Annotated in this window: 17 protein-coding genes and 3 tRNA genes; 4 read left to right on the forward strand and 16 right to left on the reverse strand. The window is 62.9% G+C overall.

Annotated elements, in window-relative coordinates; all coding sequences use genetic code 11:
* Positions 1-146: 146 nt before the first annotated feature.
* Together AC07VS_RS11810 and AC07VS_RS11815 are read left to right on the forward strand one after the other, a co-directional pair.
* Positions 147-1,382, forward strand: coding sequence for a hypothetical protein (locus AC07VS_RS11810; protein ID WP_494751016.1), 1,236 nt, complete (start codon positions 147-149; stop codon positions 1,380-1,382).
* Between the two features lie 13 nt (positions 1,383-1,395).
* The gene (locus AC07VS_RS11815) at positions 1,396-2,841 is read left to right on the forward strand and encodes an O-antigen ligase family protein (protein WP_494655503.1); all 1,446 of its coding nucleotides are present in this window, start codon (positions 1,396-1,398) and stop codon (positions 2,839-2,841) included.
* On the opposite strand, the gene AC07VS_RS11820 is transcribed toward AC07VS_RS11815, so the two are convergent.
* The 5 genes from AC07VS_RS11820 to AC07VS_RS11840 are packed head-to-tail and all read right to left on the reverse strand — an operon-like array spanning position 2,820 to position 8,020.
* A complete protein-coding gene (locus tag AC07VS_RS11820) occupies positions 2,820-3,725 on the reverse strand; it encodes a glycosyltransferase family 2 protein (protein ID WP_494751017.1) in 906 nt (301 codons plus the stop codon). The two genes, AC07VS_RS11815 and AC07VS_RS11820, sit on opposite strands and share 22 nt — an antisense overlap.
* Complete coding sequence (locus tag AC07VS_RS11825; RefSeq protein WP_494751018.1) at positions 3,718-4,956, reverse strand: MATE family efflux transporter; 1,239 nt, start codon at positions 4,954-4,956, stop codon at positions 3,718-3,720. Before AC07VS_RS11825 ends, AC07VS_RS11820 begins: the two co-directional genes overlap by 8 nt.
* 47 nt (positions 4,957-5,003) lie before the next feature.
* Positions 5,004-5,984 carry a polysaccharide biosynthesis tyrosine autokinase gene (locus tag AC07VS_RS11830; protein ID WP_494751019.1) on the reverse strand — a complete coding sequence of 327 codons (981 nt, stop codon included), beginning with the start codon at positions 5,982-5,984 and terminating at the stop codon, positions 5,004-5,006.
* Positions 5,985-5,996: 12 nt separating this feature from the next.
* The gene (locus AC07VS_RS11835) at positions 5,997-7,352 is read right to left on the reverse strand and encodes a Wzz/FepE/Etk N-terminal domain-containing protein (protein ID WP_494751020.1); all 1,356 of its coding nucleotides are present in this window, start codon (positions 7,350-7,352) and stop codon (positions 5,997-5,999) included.
* Complete coding sequence (locus tag AC07VS_RS11840) at positions 7,349-8,020, reverse strand: SLBB domain-containing protein (RefSeq protein WP_494751021.1); 672 nt, start codon at positions 8,018-8,020, stop codon at positions 7,349-7,351. The genes AC07VS_RS11835 and AC07VS_RS11840 overlap by 4 nt, the downstream gene beginning before the upstream one ends.
* A gap of 46 nt (positions 8,021-8,066) precedes the next feature.
* On the opposite strand from AC07VS_RS11840, the gene AC07VS_RS11845 reads away from it, so the two are divergent.
* A complete protein-coding gene (locus AC07VS_RS11845) occupies positions 8,067-8,465 on the forward strand; it encodes a hypothetical protein (protein ID WP_494751022.1) in 399 nt (132 codons plus the stop codon).
* A 51-nt stretch (positions 8,466-8,516) separates the two neighbouring features.
* Here the strand turns inward: AC07VS_RS11845 and AC07VS_RS11850 are convergent, their stop codons facing one another.
* From AC07VS_RS11850 to AC07VS_RS11860, 3 genes are read right to left on the reverse strand one after another with little or no spacing between them, the layout of a single operon-like run.
* Complete coding sequence (locus AC07VS_RS11850) at positions 8,517-9,593, reverse strand: GNAT family N-acetyltransferase (RefSeq protein WP_492345055.1); 1,077 nt, start codon at positions 9,591-9,593, stop codon at positions 8,517-8,519.
* Positions 9,594-9,622: 29 nt separating this feature from the next.
* On the reverse strand, positions 9,623-10,399 hold the full coding sequence (locus AC07VS_RS11855; RefSeq protein ID WP_492345054.1) for a WecB/TagA/CpsF family glycosyltransferase: 777 nt from the start codon (positions 10,397-10,399) through the stop codon (positions 9,623-9,625).
* A gap of 18 nt (positions 10,400-10,417) precedes the next feature.
* Positions 10,418-11,506, reverse strand: a complete 1,089-nt coding sequence (locus AC07VS_RS11860; RefSeq protein WP_494751023.1) for a tetratricopeptide repeat protein — start codon at positions 11,504-11,506, stop codon at positions 10,418-10,420.
* Positions 11,507-11,553: 47 nt separating this feature from the next.
* On the opposite strand from AC07VS_RS11860, the gene AC07VS_RS11865 reads away from it, so the two are divergent.
* Positions 11,554-11,955 carry a hypothetical protein gene (locus AC07VS_RS11865; protein ID WP_494751024.1) on the forward strand — a complete coding sequence of 134 codons (402 nt, stop codon included), beginning with the start codon at positions 11,554-11,556 and terminating at the stop codon, positions 11,953-11,955.
* A 67-nt stretch (positions 11,956-12,022) separates the two neighbouring features.
* On the opposite strand, the gene AC07VS_RS11870 is transcribed toward AC07VS_RS11865, so the two are convergent.
* From AC07VS_RS11870 to AC07VS_RS11905, 8 genes are all read right to left on the reverse strand, one after another.
* Positions 12,023-12,096 (reverse strand) — tRNA-Cys (locus AC07VS_RS11870).
* Positions 12,097-12,149: 53 nt separating this feature from the next.
* Positions 12,150-12,225: transfer RNA gene (locus AC07VS_RS11875), tRNA-Gly, on the reverse strand.
* Positions 12,226-12,339: 114 nt separating this feature from the next.
* Positions 12,340-14,775, reverse strand: coding sequence for an endopeptidase La (lon, locus tag AC07VS_RS11880; RefSeq protein ID WP_492345051.1), 2,436 nt, complete (start codon positions 14,773-14,775; stop codon positions 12,340-12,342).
* Between the two features lie 126 nt (positions 14,776-14,901).
* Positions 14,902-16,167: an ATP-dependent Clp protease ATP-binding subunit ClpX gene (gene clpX, locus AC07VS_RS11885; RefSeq protein ID WP_492345050.1), complete on the reverse strand. Its 1,266-nt coding sequence runs from the start codon at positions 16,165-16,167 to the stop codon at positions 14,902-14,904.
* A 99-nt stretch (positions 16,168-16,266) separates the two neighbouring features.
* Positions 16,267-16,875 carry an ATP-dependent Clp endopeptidase proteolytic subunit ClpP gene (gene clpP / locus AC07VS_RS11890; protein ID WP_492345049.1) on the reverse strand — a complete coding sequence of 203 codons (609 nt, stop codon included), beginning with the start codon at positions 16,873-16,875 and terminating at the stop codon, positions 16,267-16,269.
* A 104-nt stretch (positions 16,876-16,979) separates the two neighbouring features.
* Positions 16,980-18,290 carry a trigger factor gene (tig, locus tag AC07VS_RS11895; protein ID WP_492345048.1) on the reverse strand — a complete coding sequence of 437 codons (1,311 nt, stop codon included), beginning with the start codon at positions 18,288-18,290 and terminating at the stop codon, positions 16,980-16,982.
* Positions 18,291-18,363: 73 nt separating this feature from the next.
* Positions 18,364-18,450 (reverse strand) — tRNA-Leu (locus AC07VS_RS11900).
* A 177-nt stretch (positions 18,451-18,627) separates the two neighbouring features.
* Positions 18,628-21,795, reverse strand: coding sequence for an efflux RND transporter permease subunit (locus tag AC07VS_RS11905; RefSeq protein WP_492345047.1), 3,168 nt, complete (start codon positions 21,793-21,795; stop codon positions 18,628-18,630).
* Positions 21,796-21,797 lie beyond the last annotated feature (2 nt).

Genomic DNA, 21,797 nt, shown 5'->3' on the forward strand with positions numbered 1-21,797 from the left:
GAGCGACAGGGCAGCCCTGATGCACGACAAGCGACTGGCATAATTTCAGCCGATCTGCGGTCAATGTCTTGCTGTGCCCGGCGTGACGGGGCCACACCACACCGCAGCGACCTTCCACCCACCCCAGGACCGCCCAGGAGGCGCACATGGACCGCACCGCCCCAGCGACCCCAGCCCCGCGCCGACGCCCGGTCCTGCCACGCTGCCGCCCAGCCTGGGTCTGGGCATTGGGTCTGGGCCTGAGCCTGCTGACGGGCCTGAGCGGCGCCGCGGGCCCCAAGGGCAAGGCCGGGCCTGCGCCCGCATCGGGTGCGCCAGCCCATGTCGAACTCGCCACCCTGCCACTGGCCCAGCGGCCCGGCGCCCTGGCCCAGGCCCTGGGCCGTCCCCGCCGTCTGCTGATCGGTGTGGGTTCGACCGACACAGGCACCGTGCTGGGCCAGGGCCTGATGCCCGACATCTACCAGCATTACCTCAATGGCGTGGGCAAGGACTCCTGGCTCAGTTGGAACAGCCCTGCTGGGGCCTACGCTGATCTGGTGGCCGAACACGCCGAACTGGTGGGCGCCGTTCCGATGTTCACGCTTTACCAGATGGCCGCCCGCGGCGACGGCAACATCAGCGGCCTGACCGACCCCGCTTTCATGGGCCCCTACTGGCAGCAGGTGCAACTGCTGTTCGACCGGCTGGGCCGCTATGGCAAACCAGCGCTGGTGAACCTGGAGCCCGACTTCTGGGGCTACACCCAGCGCGCCCAGCCCGACCCCCAACGCCACCCTGCACTGGTGCGGCTGAACCCCGACTGCACCGAACTGCCGGACACCGTGGCCGGACTGGCCGCCTGCCTGCTGCGCAGCGCGCGGCTGCGTGCACCACGCACCTATGTGGGTTTTCCGCCATCCATGTTCCACGACCTGCAGGCCGGTGACTTGGCCTACATGCTCAAGCTGGGCGCGGACAAGGCCGACTTCGTGGTCATGCAAACCCAGGACCGCGACGCCGGCTGCATGGAGGCCCAATCGCGGACAGCCGCCTGCGTGCGCAACGGCGGGCCCTGGTACTGGGACGAAAGCAACACCAGCAGCCCCAACTTTGCCCAGCACCTGGCCCAGGCCCGGCGTTATTTCGAGGGCCTGCAACGCCCCCTGCTGTGGTGGCAAACCCCGCTGGGCGTACCCGCGCCGGCCCCCAGCAGTGGCCCGCCGTGGCGCGACAACCGGGTGCACTACTTCCTGACCCACCCCGAACAACTGGTGGCCGCCGGGGGCGTGGGCGTGGTGTTCAGCCAGGGCGAACGCAACCAGACCACGCTGCGCAACGATGGCGGGCAGTTCAAGGCCCTGTCCAAGGCCTATCTGGCGCGCCCGGCCGCCCTGCCCTGATCCGGCCCGCACCATGGACACGGTTTCTCCAGCCGCCGCAACGCCCCCGCCGCCCCAGGCCCCAACAGGCCAGGCCTGGGCCAGCCTGTTGCTGGTGCTGAGCCTGGCGTGGTCGCTGCTGCCCGCCGGCCTGAGCTGGGAGTTCACCAACCAGGCCGAGAACCTGAGCAGCGGCAACGCGATCATCCAGTTGCAGTGGGGCAGCCTGTTTCTTCTGGCTGGTGTACTGGCCTTGCGCCGATTCGAACGCTTCCAGGAGGTGATGGCCCAGGTGAGTCCCTTCCTGCTGGCCTTGCTGATTTACTGCCTGCTGAATGCCTTGTGGTCAGTCCAGCCCGGGGTGACGGTGAAGAAGGGGGTGCAACTCGCAGGCATGGTGCTGATCGGCGTGGCACTGCAACTTCAGGGCCTGGACCATGGGCGATGGCTGCGTCTGATGAGCGGCACCATGCTGCTCCTGCTGGTGGCGTCGGTGCTGGCGGTGGGCTTGATCCCCGATACGGCCATCGAGTACGCCACCGCCGGCAACGAGGCCTGGGTCGGCGGGGCCTGGCGCGGCATCACCGACCAGAAGAACAGCTACGGCATCATGACGGCCTTCACCGTGATGACCCTGGTCAGCCTGTATGCCACGCACCCCCAGCGCGGCATGCCGACCTTGCTGCTGCTGGTGTTGCTGGTTTTTTGCGGGCTGAATCTGGTGATGTCGAAGAGCACCACCAGCCTGCTGGTGACCGCCCTGGGGGTGGGCTGCTTCGCCCTGTTCCGCTGGAAATACGTGGCCGACGAGTTTGTCGTCAGCCGGGTGCTGATCGTGGTGGTGGCACTGCTGCTGGTCTACCTGCATGTGCTTTACGTGGTGCAGGGCCGACTTCCGACCTGGGACGAGTTCTTCAAACCCGTGGCCGACCTGCTGGGCAAGCGAACGGACATCAGCGGGCGCTTCGATATCTGGGACATGGTGCTCGACGAGATCGAGAACCACCCGTGGCTCGGGGTGGGCTATGGCGCCTTCTGGCTGGGCAAGGGCAGTGCGTCGCAGGCCATCATCGACAAGATGTATTGGGTGCCGTTCCAGGCCCACAACGGCTACCTGGACATCTTCAATGAACTGGGCCTGGTCGGCCTGGTTCTGTTCGCCGCCTTCTTGATCCACCACCTGGTGACGCTGTACCGCCTGTCACGCTATGACGCCAGTGAAGCCGCCTTCCATGGCGCCGTCATCGTGGTGATCCTGGTGCACAACCTGACCGAGAGTTCATTGCTGCGCGGCGTGAATTTTCTGGCCATGCTGGTGGTTTACTCCTCGATCGCCGTGAGTTGGTCGCTGCGCCGCCACCGCCTGCTGGCTGCGGCGGCAACGCCCCCATCAACACCTTCGACCCCCTCGACCCCCTCGACTCCAATAGTCGACCCCAGTCCTGGCACGACAGGGCCTCAGGCCCGGTACTCAAGATAACGCGCGCCCGTCAGCGCCGACAACTTGCCCAGTTGAGCGCAGGCCACGCGCAGCCAGCGGAAGGCCCGCAGGCGGTCCACCGGGCTCAGGGCCAGCGCCAGCAGGCTGGCCACCCCGAGCTGCAGCAAGGCCCGCAGGCCCAGAACACCTGCGCGCAGCACGCGGCGGGGGCCCGACAGCGGGTACAGCTCGACCCGCACAAAGGTCTGGGCGCCGCGGTAAGCCCGCCGCAGCACCCAGCTCACCCGGGCACGATCTGCCGGAACCTCTTCGGTGACCACCGCCTCATCGCACCACACGAACACAAAGCCCGCCCGGTGCAGCAGCGAGAAAAACAGCGTGTCTTCACCACCGGAGCGCCCAAATTCCGGATCAAAAGGGCCCGGCAGGCTGCGCGCCATGGCCGTCCTCAGCAGCACGTTGCCGGTGCGCGAATCCTCCGTGAAGATGCGGGTACCGGTGCTGAAACGACGCCGATCGAACAGGCCCGCATTGCGCATCCACGCCGGCGTGGCCTCGGTGTAGGTGGGCAGCACAGGGGCCATCACGCCGTCAGCCCCTGTCGCCGCCTGGGCTTGAACCAGCAGCCACAGCCAATCCGGGCCCGGGCACTCGTCGTCATCGATGAACGCCAGCCAGTCGCCGCGTGCCTGGGCCACGGCCAGGTTGCGGGCCTTGGCGATGTTGGGCTCCGGCAGGTGGGCAAAACGCAATGGCAGGCGCTCGGCCCAGGCTTGCAAGACCGGCAAGGCACTGTGGGCGGGGTCGTTGTCGACCACCACGATGTCGAAGGCGGGCAGACGCTGCTGGGCCAGCAGGGCCAGCAAGGCATTCAGCAACTCGGGCCGCCGGAAAGTGCAAACGCAGACGCTGACGTCAGGCATGTGGAAGCTCCCGGCTCAGGCGGCGCCGCTGGTAGGCGATCAAGCCGAGCAGCAGCAGAAAATCAAAGGACTCCATCGCGATCAGGGCCATCACCGCGCCCAGGGCGCCCCAGTGCGGGATGGTCAGGCTGGCCACCGCCAGCATGAACAGAACGACCACACAGCCTTCGATGAACAACTGGCGGAACGCCCCGATGCTGACCAGCCAGGTGGTGGCGATGGTTCGGGCCACACTGACCAGGAAGTACGCCCCCCACGCCATCACCAGGGCGTTGATGCCCTGGTACTTGGCCCCGAGCACGTGGGCCTGCAGCCACGGAAGGGCCAGGACCAGCATCAGCATGTAAACCAGGGACAGGGCCTCGATGCCCCCCAGCGAAAACAGCGACAGGCGATTCAACGAACGCCAGTCGCGCGAATGGATCAGTCGGCCTGCCAAAGGCCGGGCCACCCTGGACCAGGCCACCACCATGAGGCCCACCGGAACCAGCAGCAGACGGGAGGCACTGACCTCGGCCGTGGCCTCCACCCCCGACATGGCCGAGGCCAGGTACAGAAAGCTGTAGTTGCCCAACCAGCCGACGACCATGCCGGGCATGGCCCAGCGGCCTTTGTCCCAGACCGCAGCCAGGGTCTCACGCCAGACCGGCAGGGGCGTGTCGACCGGTGCCGGGGCAGGCCGCTGACCGGCCATCAGGGCCAGGCCCTGGGCCACGCTGAGCACCGCCAGGATGGACGCCGCCCCCACCTGCTGGCTCAGTGCCAGCGCGGCGCCACCGATCAGGGCCAGCACCACATACAAGCCATCGCTGAGCAACAGGCTGCGCAGGTCGGCCTGGATGAACCAGACCGTGCGACGGTACTCCCGCACCGTGGTGATGGCGACGAAGACGGCAAATCCCAGGCCGACCGGCCCTGGCGCCACCTCGGGCACACCATCCCAGACGACCCAGGCCGCCACCAGGCCGAGCAGCACGCCCAGACCTGCGCCGGCCAGCCATTGCCAGCGCTGCAGCCGCCGGATGGCCAGGGCCTGCTGAGCGGGCGGCATGTGAGGGGCCAGCGTCGTCAAAGGACTGCCGATGAGGGCCTCCAGCAAGCCCACGGCGAACAGGCTGGCCGCAAACAACTGAGAGTAGAGACCGTAGTCGCTCTTGGTGCCGAAGCGGATGAGGCACATGCCGACCGCAAAATTCAGGCCGCTGAGCAGCACCTGATCGACAACGGACAACAGGGAATGGGTCCAGAAAGGCTTACCGACCGCCACCAGGCCCCCTGTCAGCGCGCACGCCCGCGCTGGAACAGGCGCGAGAGCGCAGTCCACCAGGAACGGGGGCCTGCGGCCTCCGATGAGCCCGCGCCAGAGCGCCCGTCGAAGCGGTTGTAGACCGTGCCAAAAACACGCACGCCGACATCCTGCATGGCCTGCACGGTGACACGCAGATCGGCAATGCGGGTGCGGTGCTCACGACCCACGACCAGGGCCGTCCCCACCTGGCGCGCGATGACCTTGCTGTCAGAGGACGCCGTGGCGGCCGGCGTGTCGACCACGATCACATCGAGGTCACGGGCCAGCTTGTCGATCAGGGCAGAAAGGTTGGGGTCTTGCAGGATTTCCAGCGGATTGGGTGGCAGTGGGCCGGCAGGCAGCACATACAGGTTGGGAAGCACCATGGTCATCACGTCCAGCGTGACATCGCTGCGCCCGGACAGAACGCCCGACAGGCCCTTCTTGTTGTTCATGCTGAAGTAGGCGTGCACCTTGGGGGAGCGGAAATCCGCATCGATCAGCAAGGTGCGCTTGCCCACCTGGGCAAACGAGAACGCCAGGTTGGCAGCCATGTAAGTGCGCCCCTCGCCACCGCTGGGGCTGACCACCGCCAGTTGCAGGGGGGTCAGGCCCCGCGCCTCCAGCAACAGCTCGGAGCGGATGCGCCGGATGGCCTCCGCTTCGGGACTGTAAGGAGAATTGGCGATCGGCAGGGGACAGGTGGCATCCAGCCCCACCCGCAGGTTGGTGGCCGTGACGTAGTTGAACTGGTGGGCCAGCACGGCCTTGATGTCCTGCTCGGACAACAGATTGAGTTGGCGTGCGGCCTCACCAAAGCGCAGTTGCGAAGTCTCCTGCAACTGGATGATTTGCTCCACCTGGGCCCGCGACAGCTTGCCGGCCTGGATGAACAGCTCACCCATGCGGTCGCTGCTCAAGGCCGGGGGCACCGGAGCGGCATGGGCATCGAGGATCGGTTCTAGTTTCATGAGGAGGTGTCGTCAGACCGTGGACTGACCAATCTGACCAAAAATACGCAGACCCAGGCCGCGTTCCATGTCTTCACGGCAACGCAGGCGGCGCACCGTGACCTCCAGCACAAAGGACAGACCCAGCCCCAGTGCCAGCCCCACCAGCACCGACATGATCAGGCTCTTGGTGATCTGGGGCTTGGAGTGCCGCAACGGGGCTTCGGGCTTGCGCAGAACCGACAGGTTGGTGCCATTGACGGTGCCCGACATGAGGATTTCGTCGTATTTGGCGACCGCCGTGTTGTAGACGCGCTGGGTGCTTTCGAGCTGACGCTGGTAAGAGCTGATGACGTCACGGTGGCGTTTGGTCTCCAGCAGCGAGCGCTGCTGCTCGTCGAAATTGCGCCCCAACGCGCGCTCCTGGTCGGCCAGGCGGCTGCCCTCGAGGCGCAGGCCTTCCAGGGCGGCCTTCGCTTCACGCCTGACGCGCTCCACCAGCACGGTGCGTTCATCCTGCAGGGCTTGCAGACGGGGGTGCATCTTGCCGTAGGTGGCCGACAGTTCGCTGATGCGGCGCTCCAGATCGGAAAGGCGCAGTTTGAGTTCGGCCACGCGCGGCAACTGGGCAATCTCGGGCACATCCGGCACATCGCTGCCCGAACGGATCATGGTGTCGAGGGCGCGCATGCGGGCCTCGTACTCCTGGCGCTGGGACCGCAGGGCCAACTGCCGGCTCGAGATTTCACCCAACTGGCGCGATCGGTTGTCCAGACGCTCATCGGTGTCAACGATCTGGGCTTTTTGCTGGTATTCGGTGAGCTTTTGCTGAATACCGTCGATTTCATTGCGCAGCAGTTGCAACTGCGCGTTGTATTGCTCGGTACGGGCTCGCGCGGGTGCCACGCTGATTTCGCTGTTGATGTCGGAATAAGCCTTGATCAATGCATCGAGAAAAGCGCGGGCCGCCTCGGCAGATCGATCGGAATACTGAATCTCGACGATGCGACTGGTGCGGCGCAATTGAATATCCAGGCTTTTCAAAACCCGCTCACGCAGCAATTGACGATTTTTCTCGGCACCGGGGGCTTCCATCAGGCGCAGGGTATCAATCACGCGATCCAATACCTCATTGCTGTGAATGATGTCGACCTGGGTCTGCAAATAGGTTTCATCGAGGATGGCCGGAAACTGACGCCCCGAAATCGGGTCATTGACCCGGAACTCAATGAACAATTCAGCCGACGAGGTGTAACTCTTGGGAATCAGCATCACCGCAACGCCGGTGACGATCACCGTCACAAAGGTCACGATCAGCACCGTCCACACACGGTACCTGAGCATGGCCCCCAACTGATTCAGGGTCAATCCAACCGGATAGGGATTCAAAAAATCCTCTCCTTCACATAAATCACATCACCGTCCTTCACAGCGTCCGTCAGCTGCGGTGAAAAATCACGGGCCTCCGTGCCCTCGGATTTTCGGTGGATCTGGATGCGGCTCATCGAACCACGCTCGGTCACGCCCCCTCCAAGCGACAGGGCACGCATGACATCGAGATCCGGCTCCATCGGATAGCTGCCCGGGCGACGCACCTCACCATGGATGTAGAAGAACTTCTGCTGGCCCACATAGACCATGTCGCCCTGGCTGAGGACCAGGTCCAGCGGACTGCGGTCGGGATTGGCCACCCGGTCCAGGCGGATGGGGATGCGCACCGGTGTCCCTGCGGCCCCACCCTCCTTGCGCAGCAGCACCGCCACCGTGTCGGCTTTGGGGGTGAGGCCACCGGCCACCGCCAGCAGATCGAGCACTGTGAATCGGCCCTGCAGCGGGTAGCGGCCCGGGCGCACCACCTCACCGAGCACGGAGACGGCCTGACTGCGGTTTTGCCGGACCGTGACCGACACCTCGGGATGCAGCAGGTATTCGCGTTCCCGCAAACGCAGGGCAATGAGTTTTTCAAGCTCGGCCTGCGACATGCCAGCAATGCGCAGGAGCCCGATCAATGGCAGGGTGACCTCGCCCTCGTCAGTGACCGAGACCTCTGCAGACATGTCTGGCTGGCCGAAGACCGTGACCTGCAGCACATCACCCGCACCAATGCTGAGCGACGCTATCTGTGAGGTCGCCGCAGCGGTGGTCACGGCGGGTGCAGGTGTGGCGGGCTTGACAACACCGGTGCTGGGACCCGCAGGCCGCTCGGTTGGCACTTTCGAGGTCGAGGTCGAGGACGAGGTGGCGGCGGGGTTGCTGGTCGCCGCAGCCGCAGGCGTCGTCGGTGCCTGTGCACTGGAACCCCCATTCCACCCCAGATCAAAAGGCAGATTGGAAACCAAAGGCGTGGCAAACACCCAGGCCGGACCAAGCAGGCAGGTCAGCAACAAGGGCCCGCCTATTTTCCGCAGCAGGCGAAGAAACAGAAACTTCATTCAGATCAATCCATTCAAGATGGCCATGAAACTCTCGACTGGACCCTCGCAGGACAAGGCCAATGGATGACGCACGAAACGCATCAAATCCTCCAGTATCGACATTCAGGGCCTCCGAAAATCAAGGGCCAGCCCGATGAAGCCAGTGTTTGCCTGTGCGCCAGACCTGGCCCAAAATTGTAGTCTTCAACCAACGCTTGCGCGCGGCCTTTGCCAATGCGGCATGGGCCACCCATTGAGGCCTGGAAACAGCTCCTTCGCCCAACGCAATCGACGACGTCTGAAACCGGGCTTTGTAAGGCTGCGAGCCACGCCCCAGGTCCAACAGAGAAAATCCATGTGCCTGCGCTGCCTCTGCCATGCCCATGAGCAACACCAAACCCGGTGAATAGGCGGCGAACTCGGGATCGTAGGTGATGAACCAGACATGGCACTGATCGCGATGGCGCATCCCCAGATGCAAAGCCACCATCTGGTCGCCCGCGTAGAGCACGGACAACATGCCGCCGAAGACGCCTTCATCACAGTGGAACACGCCGTCCAGCGCACCGCGCATCCAGGGCAACTCCAGGGGATTGCCGCCCGTGGTGCTGACGAATTGGCGTGATTTCAACGCCAGCAGGCGCTGATAGGCACGGGGATCTTTGCTGGCCATCTCCAGGCGCAGCGGGCCGACCTGACGCTCCAGCCGCCGGCGCGCGTTGCCCACCGATTGGAAAATGCCGGACGATCCCTTGGCGCTGCGCGCACTCAGACGCTGGCGATAGGCCTCGATCCCGCCCTCCAGCTCCATCACCGGCGAATGGGTCTCCAGGGCGATGTGGGGTGCAAAGGTAGCCTGTGTCAGGGGCATGTGGTCAAACGCGAAGTAGCGGGCATCACAGGCCCGCAGCAGCTGCGTCGCGTCGATCTCCACGCCCTGGCGCAACACCAGGCCATGGTAATCATTGAGCTGGTAGCCGACCGAGCGCAGGCGACCCCAACGATCGCGGTGGAATGGAAACACACCACACAACTGGCCCTGCTGCTCGATCAGGGCCAGGCGCAAGCCCAGGTTCTGGCGCGCCACGATGCGGGCAAAGCCAGGCTGGTAGAAAGGGCTGCCCAGGTCCGGGCGCGTCAGAGCCAGCGCCTGCCACGCACGGGCCAGGTCGTCATCGAGTTCACGGCCGTCGATGATGGAAATTTTGTCAGTCAAATGATCAGACCCGGCCGATAGACAGAGACTCACGCATAAGAGCGTCGGTGTTCACGCCACTCCTGCAGCAGAAGCCAGAGGAACACCGGCGCCTGCAACAGGTACCGCCGCCACAGATGCACCGGGTCTGAAGTCAAACGCCACAACCACTCAAGACCGCTGTCCTGCATCCACCGCGGAGCACGGCGCTTGAGGCCCAGGGCAAACTCCTGGGCTGCACCCACGCACACGATCACCCCCGAGTCCAGCCGGCGCACATGGCGCAAGGCCCAGCGCTCCTGCTTCTCAAACCCGAGGCAGACAAAAATGAAATCCGGCTGGCAGGCCTGGATGGTCCGAACGATGGCATCCGCCTCACTGCCCTCCGGATCGAAATTCATCGGCGGGCAACACACCACCACATCCATGCCCGGAAAGCGCTTGGCATAGCGATCACGCAGCAGGCGCTCCTGCCCAGGACGCCCCCCCAACACAAACACCCGTTGCCCACTGGTCATGCTGTGGCGGCACAGAGCCACAAACAGGTCCGCGCCCGTCACCCGCTCAGGCAGCGGCGTGCCAAGCATGCGGCTGGCCCAGACCACAGGCATGCCATCCGCAAAGGTGTAGTCGGCGCTGGCGTACAAGGCCTTCAACTCGGGGTCACGCTCCAGCCGCACGACATGGTCGACATTGGTCGTCACCACCACCTTGGGGCCTTGGGTGGCGGCAGCATGCAGCAACAGATCCGTGGACTGCTCGAAGCTCAAAGGCAATATGTCGAGGCCAAACAGGCGCACGGCGCCAGGCAAGTGGTCAGAGGGCATGGGATTCGGGGAAGTGACTCAGGTTTCGTCTTTTTGTTCAGAAGCAAGCCGCCAACGGTCCCCATCCCTGATCATGACAAACCGTTTTCTGGTTTGATCGCGGTAGGTCGCTGATTGATACCGCTGCACCGCAGCGACGCTCAGGCGTTTTCCATCCAACCACTTCACATCGGTGACATTCAAAGAGACATGAATGTTGCCGGCGCTGTCAAAAACCCGCTTCTTGAAAGCGATCCATTGGCTCACCGATTTGAAAGGAGACGGGAAATACCCGGGCATGTAATGTGCGCGGTATTTTTCAAGCGAGCGCTGAGACCAGTCCTGACGCCAGGCTTCCAAAGCCTGCAATGCCGAAGAACAGGCACGGTCGTCTGTCGGTGGGCACAAGGCAGCACCCGACTCCATCGGCCCTGCCGACACCGGGCGCAGCGCTTCGGGTCGGATGTCAAGCGGACGTGGGTCCAGCACCGCAGGCACAGCGACCGGCGTCGCGCCCCCCATCGAGCGCGTGCCCAACAACGTCACCTCTGAGCGACGCGATGGCGCCGGCGCTTCCGGCACCACGGAGGGGCTCGCTGCCGAAGGTGCCGACGCAGGAGGCACTGGAGGCACGGGGACCGCAGCCTGCGCCGTGACCGTGGCAGGTGCCGCCGGCACGGCCCTGTCGCGGATCAGGCTCTCAATCATTTCATTCTTGCGCAACAAGGCCTGGCGCCCCGGGTCCAGTTCCGCGGCCAATTTGAAGCTCTTCCAGGCCAGCCCCAGGTGGATGCGGCCCAGGCTCTCGTGGGTGGAAGCCTGCTTCGGCGCCAACTCTCGTGCCTTGGTCAGGTTCTGACTGGCCCGCTCAAGGTCATCGGCACGGGCATCGATGGCCGCGAGGTTCACATAAGGCGCGGCCTGGGTCGGGTAGGCATCGCGCAGTCGTTCGAACACCTTGCGCGCCTCATCGGTGTCGCCAAGCTGCATCAGCACGATGCCCCGCTTCAACTGCATCTCCGGCGGCAAATTGCCGCGGCGCTCCACCTTGTCAATCAGCGCCAGTGCATCGTTGTAGCTGCCGTCGGCAATCAAGGCGTCGAGATCGGACTTGAGGTTGGCATTCACCAACGCCAAGGTGTCGGGAAGGCCTGTCACCGGAATGCAAAGGGCACATGCTGCAGTCGCAACGGCAAGCATCACTGGCATTCTCATCAACACAGGCCCTCGGCAAAATAGGAATGGTGTGGCAACGAAGCTGTGTTGAACCTTGGGTGCAATCGCCCACAAACCCCATCCAAAATCAGCTTCAATCTGATAAATCAGATCAGGATGGTCTGAGCAATCACACCCCAGGCAACATAGCAACAATTTTTGCACATTTTTTCAAATGTACCCAAGGAATGATGCCCGAAAAATATAAAGCTTTCGATAACGAAATCACCAAATATGGCCGTTTGTCACACCGACACGCCAATCGGAAACCTTGGCAAGCCACACGCAAAGAGAGAGGCGACATCACCCCGCTCAACCCCCTGCCAAGGCCTGCAGCAGAATCTGCCAGTGTGAAGAAATGAAATGATGAAATGCAAAAAGCCCAGCATGGCTGGGCTTTTTTTGGGACATCCGACAGGGATGAAAAGATGGAGGCGCGATCCAGAGTCGAACTGGACTAACCGGATTTGCAATCCGGGGCATAACCGCTTTGCTATCGCGCCGTGCTGACTGCTCTGACGAAAAAGGGAAGCAACGGCTTCCCCTTTCGGAAATCTGGAGCGGGAAAAGAGTCTCGAACTCTCGACCTCAACCTTGGCAAGGTTGCGCTCTACCAACTGAGCTATTCCCGCGTTTTGACTAAACCTCTCAACAAACTCTTTGATCAAGTTCGTTGCGATCCAAAAATTATAGCCCAAATTTCGCTCTCTTCAGAACTCGCAGACCGAAATTTGAGCCCAACCGCTTCAATGCTTCAAGCCGTCAGGGGCAACCGCAGGCGCAGGCGTGGCCGCAGCAGCCGTGCTCGCAGCCACTTCCTCATCGGTCAGCGGCACAGGCACGCGCTCCAAAGCCACCTCCAGCACCTTGTCGATCCACTTGACCGGCACGATCTCGAGACCGTTCTTCACGTTCTCGGGGATCTCCTGCAGGTCTTTGACGTTCTCTTCCGGGATCAGCACGGTCTTGATGCCACCGCGCAAGGCCGCCAACAGCTTCTCCTTCAAGCCCCCGATGGCCGTGACCTCGCCTCGGAGCGTGATCTCACCCGTCATGGCCACATCGCTGCGCACCGGAATGCCCGTGAGGGCAGAGACGAAAGCCGTGGTCATGGCGGCACCGGCACTCGGGCCGTCCTTGGGCGTGGCCCCATCGGGCACGTGGATGTGGATGTCGTTCTTCTCGAACACCTCGTTCTTGATGCCCAATGCCCTGGAGCGACTGCGCACCACGGTGCGCGCCGCCTCGACGGACTCTTTCATCACGTCCCCCAGCGAACCGGTGCGGGTGATGTTGCCCTTGCCAGGCATGAGCGCCGCTTCGATGGTCAGCAGATCGCCCCCCACCTCGGTCCAGGCCAATCCGACCACCTGACCGACCTGGTTCTGTTGCTCGGCACGACCGTAGGAGTACTTGCGCACCCCCAGGAACTGATCGAGGTTTTCGCCGTTCACCACCACCTTGGGCGTCATCTTCTTGAGCAGCAAGCCCTTGACCACCTTGCGGCAGATCTTGGAGAGTTCACGCTCAAGGGAGCGCACACCCGCCTCACGGGTGTAGTAGCGCACCATGTCACGGATGGCCTCTTCGGTGACCAACAGCTCGGTGTCCTTCACGCCGTTGTTCTTCATCTGCTTGGGCAGCAGGTACTTTTCGGCAATGCTGGTCTTTTCGTCTTCGGTGTAGCCCGAGAGGCGAATCACTTCCATGCGATCCAGCAGCGCGGGCGGGATGTTCATGGAGTTGGAGGTGGCCACGAACATCACGTCAGACAGGTCGAAGTCGACCTCCACGTAGTGGTCGCCAAAAGTGTGGTTCTGCTCCGGGTCCAGCACCTCCAGCAAAGCACTCGAGGGATCGCCCCGGAAATCCGTGCCCAGCTTGTCGATCTCGTCCAGCAGGAACAAGGGGTTGCGCGTGCCGACCTTGGTCAGGCTTTGCAACACCTTGCCGGGCAGGGCGCCGATGTAGGTGCGGCGATGCCCCCGGATCTCGGCCTCGTCACGCATGCCACCCAGCGCCATGCGCACGTACTTGCGCCCGGTGGCCTTGGCAATCGACTGCCCCAGTGAGGTCTTGCCCACCCCCGGAGGGCCGACCAGACACAGGATGGGTGCCTTCACCTTGTCGACCCGCTGTTGCACCGCAAGATATTCAAGAATGCGGTCCTTGACCTTCTCAAGGCCATGGTGGTCTTCGTTCAGCACGTTTTCAGCATTGCCCAGATCGTGCTTGATCTTGGTCTTCTTGGCCCAGGGCAAGCCCACCAGCACGTCAATGTAGTTGCGCACCACGGTGGCCTCGGCCGACATGGGCGACATCAGCTTGAGCTTCTTGAGTTCGCTCTCGGCCTTCTTCAAGGCGTCGCGGGGCATCTTGGCGGCCTTGATGCGCTTCTCGATCTCCTCGATGTCCGCACCCTCTTCACCTTCACCCAATTCCTTCTGAATGGCCTTGACCTGCTCGTTCAGGTAGAAGTCGCGCTGGTTCTTTTCCATCTGCCGCTTCACGCGGCCACGGATCTTCTTGTCGACATTGAGGATGTCGACCTCGCGCTCAAGCTGTTCGTACAGATTTTCCAGGCGTTCCTTGATGCCCGCCAGATCGAGCACCGCCTGCTTGTTGTCCAGCTTCAACGGCAAGTGGGCCGCAATCGTGTCGGCCAGGCGACCTGGATCGTCGATGCTGGCGATCGACGTCAGGATCTCGGGCGGAATCTTCTTGTTGAGTTTGACGTACTGGTCAAACTGCTGCATGACTGCGCGGCGCAGGGCCTCGATCTCGCTGGCCTTGGCACCTTCGGGCTCCACCTCGGGCACGGGCAACGGCAGCACGGTGGCCGAGAAGTGGCTTTCGGCGTCATCGATCTTCTCGACCGTGGCACGTTGCTGCCCTTCGACCAGCACCTTGACGGTGCCATCAGGCAGCTTGAGCATCTGCAGAATGGTCGAGACGCAACCGACCGAGAACATATCAGCCACCGAGGGCTCGTCCTTGGCGGCGGTACGTTGGGCCACCAGCATGATGCGGCGCTCGGCTTCCATCGCCAACTCCAGAGCCTTGATGCTCTTGGGGCGGCCGACGAACAGCGGGATCACCATGTGAGGGAACACGACCACATCGCGCAGCGGAAGCAGCGGCAGGTCGATGGACGTGGCAGGCAGAGGGGGTTGTCCGGACATGGATATCCTTTGGTTACCTGTTGAATATGGTCCGCAAACGGGAGATTTCAACCCGCCGGGGCCGACACGGCAGCCAAGCAGCCGCCGTGCCAGCACCAGGCTGGGTCATGTTGACAGCCCAAGGGCTCAAGCCTTCTTGGCCGCCTCGCGGTACACGAGCAGCGGCGGCTTGTTCTCATCGATGGTGGACTCGTCCACCACGACTTTCTCGACATTCGAGGCATTCGGCAGATCGAACATCGTGTCGATCAGGGCATGCTCAAGGATGGAACGCAAGCCACGTGCACCCGTCTTGCGGGCCAAGGCCTTCTTGGCGATGGCCTGCAGGGCCGCCGGGCGGATCTCCAGGTCAACGCCTTCCATGGCCAGCAGCTTGTGGTACTGCTTCACGAGAGCGTTCTTGGGCTCGGTCAGGATCTGCACCAGCGCATCTTCACTGAGCTCAGCCAGCGTGGTGACCACCGGCATGCGCCCGACCAGCTCGGGAATCAGGCCGAACTTGATCAAATCCTCAGGCTCCACCTCGCCGAACATTTCGGTCAAGGTACGCTGCTTCTTGCTCTTGACCGAGGCGCCAAAACCGATGCCTGAGGCCTCGGTGCGGTTCTCGATCACTTTCTCGATGCCGGCAAACGCGCCACCGCAGATGAACAAGATATTGGTGGTATCGATCTGCAGGAAGTCCTGGTTCGGATGTTTGCGCCCGCCCTGGGGAGGCACGCTCGCCATGGTGCCTTCGATCAACTTCAGCAAGGCCTGCTGCACCCCTTCGCCCGACACGTCGCGGGTGATCGAAGGGTTGTCCGATTTGCGCGAAATCTTGTCGATCTCGTCGATGTAGACGATGCCGCGCTGGGCCCGCTCGACATCGTAGTTGCAGCTTTGCAGCAGCTTCTGCACGATGTTCTCGACGTCTTCACCCACATAGCCGGCTTCGGTCAGGGTGGTGGCATCGGCCATCACGAAAGGCACATCGAGCATGCGCGCCAAGGTCTGAGCCAACAGGGTCTTGCCCGAGCCGGTGGGTCCGATCAGCAGAATGTTGCTCTTGGAGAGTTCAACCTCATCCTTGGCACCCTTGTCCTTGTGGCGCAGGCGCTTGTAGTGGTTGTACACCGCCACGGCCAGCGTGCGTTTGGCCACTTCCTGGCCGATCACATAGTTGTCGAGATTGAGCTTGATCTCGGAAGGCGTCGGCAAATCGCCGCGGGCCTCTCGCCCCGCCTCGGTCGAAGGCAGCTCATCGCGGATGATTTCGTTGCAAAGATCAATGCACTCATCGCAGATGAAAACCGATGGACCGGCGATCAGCTTCTTCACCTCGTGCTGGCTTTTGCCGCAAAAGGAGCAATAGAGTGTTTTCTCGCTGGTGGAGCCTTTTTTGTCGGCCATGTCGGAAATGCCTTGTAACGCGTTGTTCTAGATGATAGCGAAATAAAAAACGGCGCTTCCCTCTCCCGGGAAACGCCGCTCATTCAGCCGGGATACTGGTCAAGGCCGCTTGGCAATCACCTGATCCACCAAGCCGTAATCTTTGGCTTCGTCGGCAGACAGATAGTAATCGCGCTCGGTATCGCGCTCGATCTTTTCCAGCGGCTGCCCGGTGCGTTCAGCCAGGATCTTGTTGAGCTGCTCGCGGGTCTTGAGAATCTCGCGGGCGTGGATCTCGATCTCGGTGGCCTGGCCTTGTGCGCCACCCAGCGGCTGGTGAATCATCACCTTCGAATTGGGCAGCGAGTAACGCTTGCCCTTTTCGCCGGCGGCCAGCAAGAAGGCGCCCATGCTGGCAGCCATGCCGATGCACAGGGTCGACACCTGGGGCTTGATGAAGTTCATGGTGTCGAAGATGGCCATGCCGGCGCTCACCGAACCACCCGGCGAGTTGATGTAGAACGAAATGTCCTTGTCGGGGTTTTCGCTCTCCAGGAACAGCAGCTGCGCCACCACCAGGTTGGCGGTCTGGTCGTTCACCGGGCCCACCAGAAACACCACGCGCTCCTTCAGGAGACGTGAATAAATGTCGTAGGACCGTTCGCCACGACCCGATTGCTCGATGACCATCGGGACCATGCCCAGGCCTTGAATGTCCAGTGCGCTCATGTTTTCTCCAAGGGGAAACCTAACTGTACCCAAAAATGAAGTGGGGCCTGCGCAACAAAGCACAAGCCCCTCAGCATCTCAAAAAAGAGAGATCAGATCAGGTTTCAGGCTTGGCCCATCAGTTCGTCGAACGAAACCGACTTTTCAGTGACCTTGGCCTTGGACAGCACGAATTCGGTGACGTTGTTTTCGATCACAACACCTTCGACTTCGGCCAGGCGGTTCTGGTCACCAAAGTACCAGCGCACCACTTCAGCCGGCTTCTCGTAGCTGGCAGCCAGCTCTTCGACGTGGGCCTTGAGTTGCTCGGGCTTGGCTTGCAGTTCGTTGGCACGAACCAGCTCGGCCACCACCAGACCCAGGCGCACGCGACGCTCGGCTTGGGGACGGAACACGTCGTCAGGGATCGGGGCCTTGTCGGCGTCCTTGATGCCGCGCTGCTTCAGGTCAGCACGGGCGCCTTCGACCAGACGGCCGATTTCAGCCTGGATGCTGGCATTGGGCAGGTCGAGTTCAGCCTTGCCCACCAGGGCATCCATCACAGCCTGCTTGTTGCGGGCCAGCAGACGGAACTTGACTTCGCGCTCCAGGTTGGCCTTGATGTCGGCGCGCAGAGCGTCCACGGTGCCGTCGGCGATACCCAGGGTCTTGGCCAGGGCATCATTCACTTCGGGCAGGTTGGCGGCTTCGATCTTCTTCACGGTGACCAGGAAGTCGGCTTGCTTGCCGGCCACATCCTTGCCGTGGTAGTCGGCCGGGAAGGCCAGGGGGAAGGTCTTGCTTTCGCCGGCCTTCATGCCACGCACGGCGTCTTCGAATTCCTTCAGCATCTGACCGTCAGCGATCAGGAACTGGAAGTCTTCGGCCTTGCCGCCGGCAAAGGGTTCGCCGTCGATCTTGCCTTCGAAGTCAACCGTCACGCGGTCGCCGTCCTGGGCAGCCTGATCCTGAGCGCGCTGAGCGAAGGTGCGGCGTTGCTTACGCAGGATTTCCAGAGTCTTGTCGATGGCGGCGTCGTCCACGTCGGCCGACAGCTTTTCGACTTCAGCGGTCGACAGGTCGCCGATCTTGACTTCGGGGAACACTTCGAACACAGCGTCAAAAGTCAGCTCGCCTTCGGGCGCGCCTTCTTTTTCGGTGATGCGGGGCTGGCCAGCCACACGCAGCTTGGCTTCGTTGGCAGCCACGGCAAAAGCCTCGCCCACCTTGTCGTTCATCACTTCGTACTGAACGGAGTAGCCATAGCGCTGGGCCACCACGGCCATCGGCACCTTGCCCGGACGGAAGCCGTCCATCTTGACAGTGCGGGCCAGGCGCTTCAGGCGCGTGTCCACTTCAGCCTGGATTGCCGTGACGGGCAGGGTCAGCGTGATCTTGCGTTCGAGCTTCTCGAGGGTCTCAACGGTAACAGCCATTGTTTTCTCCTGATATGGCGTGTCAGGCCGCGTGATGTGCACGTCCTGGCCTGGCGTAAATAAATCTCACAAGTGGTGCGCGGGGGGGGACTCGAACCCCCACACCATTGCTGGCGTCAGGACCTAAACCTGGTGCGTCTACCAATTTCGCCACCCGCGCGCCTGAAAACAAAACGGGCGATCAGTTCACACTGACCACCCCAACGAAATCGGTCAACCTTCTATTTTAGCGGGATGAAATCCGGGTTCCGGCCCGAATCCGGGTCAGATGCAGGGTTCTGGAGCCTCCAAAGGCCTCAAAACCCTGCAAATTTCGCGCTGCAGGCCGCGCCAGCGCTCAATTCACCTCGATTTGAGGACGCTTGACGCGGAACCAGGCGGCGTACATGGCCGGCAAGGCCAGCAGCGTGAGCAAGGTGGCCACGATCAGGCCCCCCATGATGGCCACCGCCATCGGCCCCCAGAACACGCTGCGCGACAGCGGGATCATCGCCAGCACCGCCGCGGCCGCCGTCAGCACGATGGGGCGCAAGCGGCGCACCGCCGACTCCACGATCGCATCCCAGGCGGGCACGCCCCGGGCGCGGTCCTGCTCGATCTGGTCGATCAGGATCACCGAGTTGCGCTGGATCATGCCCATCAGCGCGATCACCCCGAGCAAGGCCACGAAGCCGAACGGCCGGTTCAACACCAGCAAGGCGCCCGCCACACCGGCAATGCCCAGGGGGCCGGTGAGGAACACCAGCACCGAGCGGCTGAAGCTCTGCAACTGCAGCATCAGCAGCGTGAAGGTCAGGAACAACATCACCGGCAATCCGGCGGCGATGGAGGCCGAGCCCTTGCTGCTTTCTTCCACCGCGCCGGCCACTTCGATGCGGAAGGCCTGGCCGGAGGCCTGCCACTTCGCTTCCAGCGCCCGCAGCTCAGGCAACAGCTCAGCCGTCACGGTGGCCCCTTGCAGGCCCTCCACGATGTCGCCCTGCACGGTCACCGCGTAATCGCGGTTCTCGCGCCACATCACCCCGGGCTCCCAGGTGAACACCGGCTTGGCGATCTGGGTCAGCGGGATCGAACGCCCGTTGGCGGTGGGCAGGTAGGCATTGCCCAGGTCAGTGATCGCATTGCGTTCCTCCAGGGGCTGGCGCACCACGATGTCGATCAGCTTGTCGTTCTCGCGGAACTGCCCCACCGCCGTGCCCGACAGAATGGCGGCCGAAGCCTGCGCAATCGCCTGGCTGGTCACGCCCAGGGCACGCGCCTTAGCCTGATCGACCTCCATGCGGATCACCTTCACCGACTCGTTCCAGTTGTCGTTCACACCACGCATGTGGCTGTTCTTGCGCATCAGTTCCTTGACCTCGTCGGCCCGCTCACGCAGCACCGCCGGGTTCGAACCCATCACCCGGAACTGCACCGGATAAGGCACCGGCGGTCCATTGGGCAGCAACTTGACGCGCCCCCGCACCTCGGGGAACTCTTCGGCCAACAGGGCCGGCAGCTTGATGCGCAGGCTCTCGCGCACCTTCAAGTCCACCGGCAGGATGATGAATTGCGAGACGTTGGTCTGTGGAAACACCTGATCGAGTGGTAGGTAGAAACGGGGCACGCCCGAGCCCACCCAGGTGCTCACGCTCTTCACGCCCACCTCTTCGCGCAGACGGGCTTCGACCCGCTGGGTCACCGCATCGTTGGCGGCGAACGAGGTGCCTTCGGGGAACCAGATGTCCACCAGAATCTCAGGCCGGCTGGAGTCCGGGAAGAACTGCTGCTGCACCTTGCCCATGCCCACGATGCCCAGCGCAAAGATCGCCAGCGTGGCCGCGATGGTGGCCCAGCGGTGCGCCACACACCAGGTCACGGCGCGACGGAAGGTGTTGTAGAACGGGGTGTCAAACATCTCGTGCGGTTCACCCCCCTCATGCCCGGCACCCATTTCCTGCACATGGGGCGGGCGCTTGAGCAACCAGGCCCCCAGGTAAGGCACGAAATAGACCGACACCACCCAGCTCAGCACCAGGGCGATCACGGTCACGGCAAAGATGGCGAAGGTGTACTCACCCGTCTGTGACTTGGCCAGCCCGATCGGCAAAAAGCCGGCCGCGGTGATCAACGTGCCCGTCAGCATGGGCATGGCGGTGATCTCGTAGGCAAAGGTGGCGGCACGCACCTTGTCGTAGCCCTCCTCCATCTTGCGCACCATCATTTCGACCGCAATGATGGCGTCGTCCACCAGCAGGCCCAGCGCAATGATCAACGAGCCCAGCGAGATCTTGTGCAGCCCGATGCCCCAGTACCACATGGCCAGAAAGGTCACGGCCAGCACCAGCGGAATCGTGATGCCCACCACCAGGCCAGGTCGCACGTCGATGTAATAGCGGCGCCACAGCGGCTGGCTGCCCGGACGCTTGTGCAGCCCCAGGCTCACAAAGCTCACGGCCAGCACGATCACCACGGCCTCGATCAGCACGTGCACGAACTCGCCCACCGAGGTGGTCACCGCCTTGGGCTGATCCTGCACCTGCACCAGGGTCAGGCCGGCCGGCAGGCTTTTCTCGATCTTTTCAGTGGCCAACTGCAGTTGCTTGCCCAGTTGGATGATGTCGCCGCCCTTGGCCATCGACACGCCCATGGCGATCACTTCACGACCGTTGTGGCGGACCTTCACCGACGGTGGATCCACATAGCCACGGCGCACCTCGCCGATGTCGCCCAGGCGCAACTGATTGCCCGAGCTGCCGCGGATCGGCATGGCGCGCAACTGCTCCACCGCCTCGAACTGCCCCTGCACCCGCACCTGCACCACATCCTGCGGCGTCTGCACGGCACCGGCGCTCTCCACCGCGTTCTGCGCATTGAGCTGGGCCAGCACGGCATTCAGGTCCAGGCCCAGCTGGGCCAGGCGCTTTTGCGAGATCTCGATGAAGATCTTCTCGTCCTGCACACCGAACAGCTCGACCTTGGCCACATCGGGCACGCGCAGCAGCGACTGGCGCACATCGTCGGCAAAGGTCTTGAGCTCGGCATAGCTGAAGCCATCCGACTCCAGCGCATAGATCACGCCATACACATCGCCGAACTCATCATTGAAGAACGGCCCTTGGGTACCGGAAGGCAAGGTGTATCGGATGTCGCCGATCTTCTTGCGCACCTGGTACCAGACGTTGGCCACATCACCGGGCTTGGACGAGTCCTTGATCTGGAAGATGATCTGCGATTCGCCCGGCTTGGAGTAGCTGCGGATGCGGTCCGCATAAGGCACCTCTTGAAGCGTCTTTTCGAGCTTGTCGGTGACCTGCTCGGCCACCTGCTGGGCCGTGGCCCCGGGCCAGTAGGTGCGCACCACCATGGCGCGGAAGGTGAACGGCGGGTCTTCGTCCTGGCCAAGCTGAAAGTAGGCCGCAAAGCCCAACAACATCAGCACCACCAGCAGGTAGCGGGTCAGCGCCGGGTGATCCAGCGCCCATTTCGACAGGTTGAAGCTTTCCTTGGGCTGCGCGTTGCTCATGC

It is taken from the genome of Curvibacter sp. GW821-FHT01G03 (assembly GCF_059422285.1).

What these genes read in the sequence shown, in the direction of transcription:
- AC07VS_RS11810 (WP_494751016.1), top strand. Translation starts at nt 147, where the DNA reads ATGGACCGCACCGCCCCAGCGACCCCAGCCCCGCGCCGACGCCCGGTC.
- AC07VS_RS11815 (WP_494655503.1), top strand. Translation starts at nt 1,396, where the DNA reads ATGGACACGGTTTCTCCAGCCGCCGCAACGCCCCCGCCGCCCCAGGCC.
- AC07VS_RS11820 (WP_494751017.1), bottom strand. Translation starts at nt 3,725, where the DNA reads ATGCCTGACGTCAGCGTCTGCGTTTGCACTTTCCGGCGGCCCGAGTTG.
- AC07VS_RS11830 (WP_494751019.1), bottom strand. Translation starts at nt 5,984, where the DNA reads ATGAAACTAGAACCGATCCTCGATGCCCATGCCGCTCCGGTGCCCCCG.
- AC07VS_RS11840 (WP_494751021.1), bottom strand. Translation starts at nt 8,020, where the DNA reads ATGTCTGCAGAGGTCTCGGTCACTGACGAGGGCGAGGTCACCCTGCCA.
- AC07VS_RS11845 (WP_494751022.1), top strand. Translation starts at nt 8,067, where the DNA reads ATGCTGAGCGACGCTATCTGTGAGGTCGCCGCAGCGGTGGTCACGGCG.
- AC07VS_RS11855 (WP_492345054.1), bottom strand. Translation starts at nt 10,399, where the DNA reads ATGCCCTCTGACCACTTGCCTGGCGCCGTGCGCCTGTTTGGCCTCGAC.
- AC07VS_RS11865 (WP_494751024.1), top strand. Translation starts at nt 11,554, where the DNA reads ATGCTGCAGTCGCAACGGCAAGCATCACTGGCATTCTCATCAACACAG.
- lon (WP_492345051.1), bottom strand. Translation starts at nt 14,775, where the DNA reads ATGTCCGGACAACCCCCTCTGCCTGCCACGTCCATCGACCTGCCGCTG.
- clpX (WP_492345050.1), bottom strand. Translation starts at nt 16,167, where the DNA reads ATGGCCGACAAAAAAGGCTCCACCAGCGAGAAAACACTCTATTGCTCC.
- clpP (WP_492345049.1), bottom strand. Translation starts at nt 16,875, where the DNA reads ATGAGCGCACTGGACATTCAAGGCCTGGGCATGGTCCCGATGGTCATC.
- tig (WP_492345048.1), bottom strand. Translation starts at nt 18,290, where the DNA reads ATGGCTGTTACCGTTGAGACCCTCGAGAAGCTCGAACGCAAGATCACG.
- AC07VS_RS11905 (WP_492345047.1), bottom strand. Translation starts at nt 21,795, where the DNA reads ATGAGCAACGCGCAGCCCAAGGAAAGCTTCAACCTGTCGAAATGGGCG.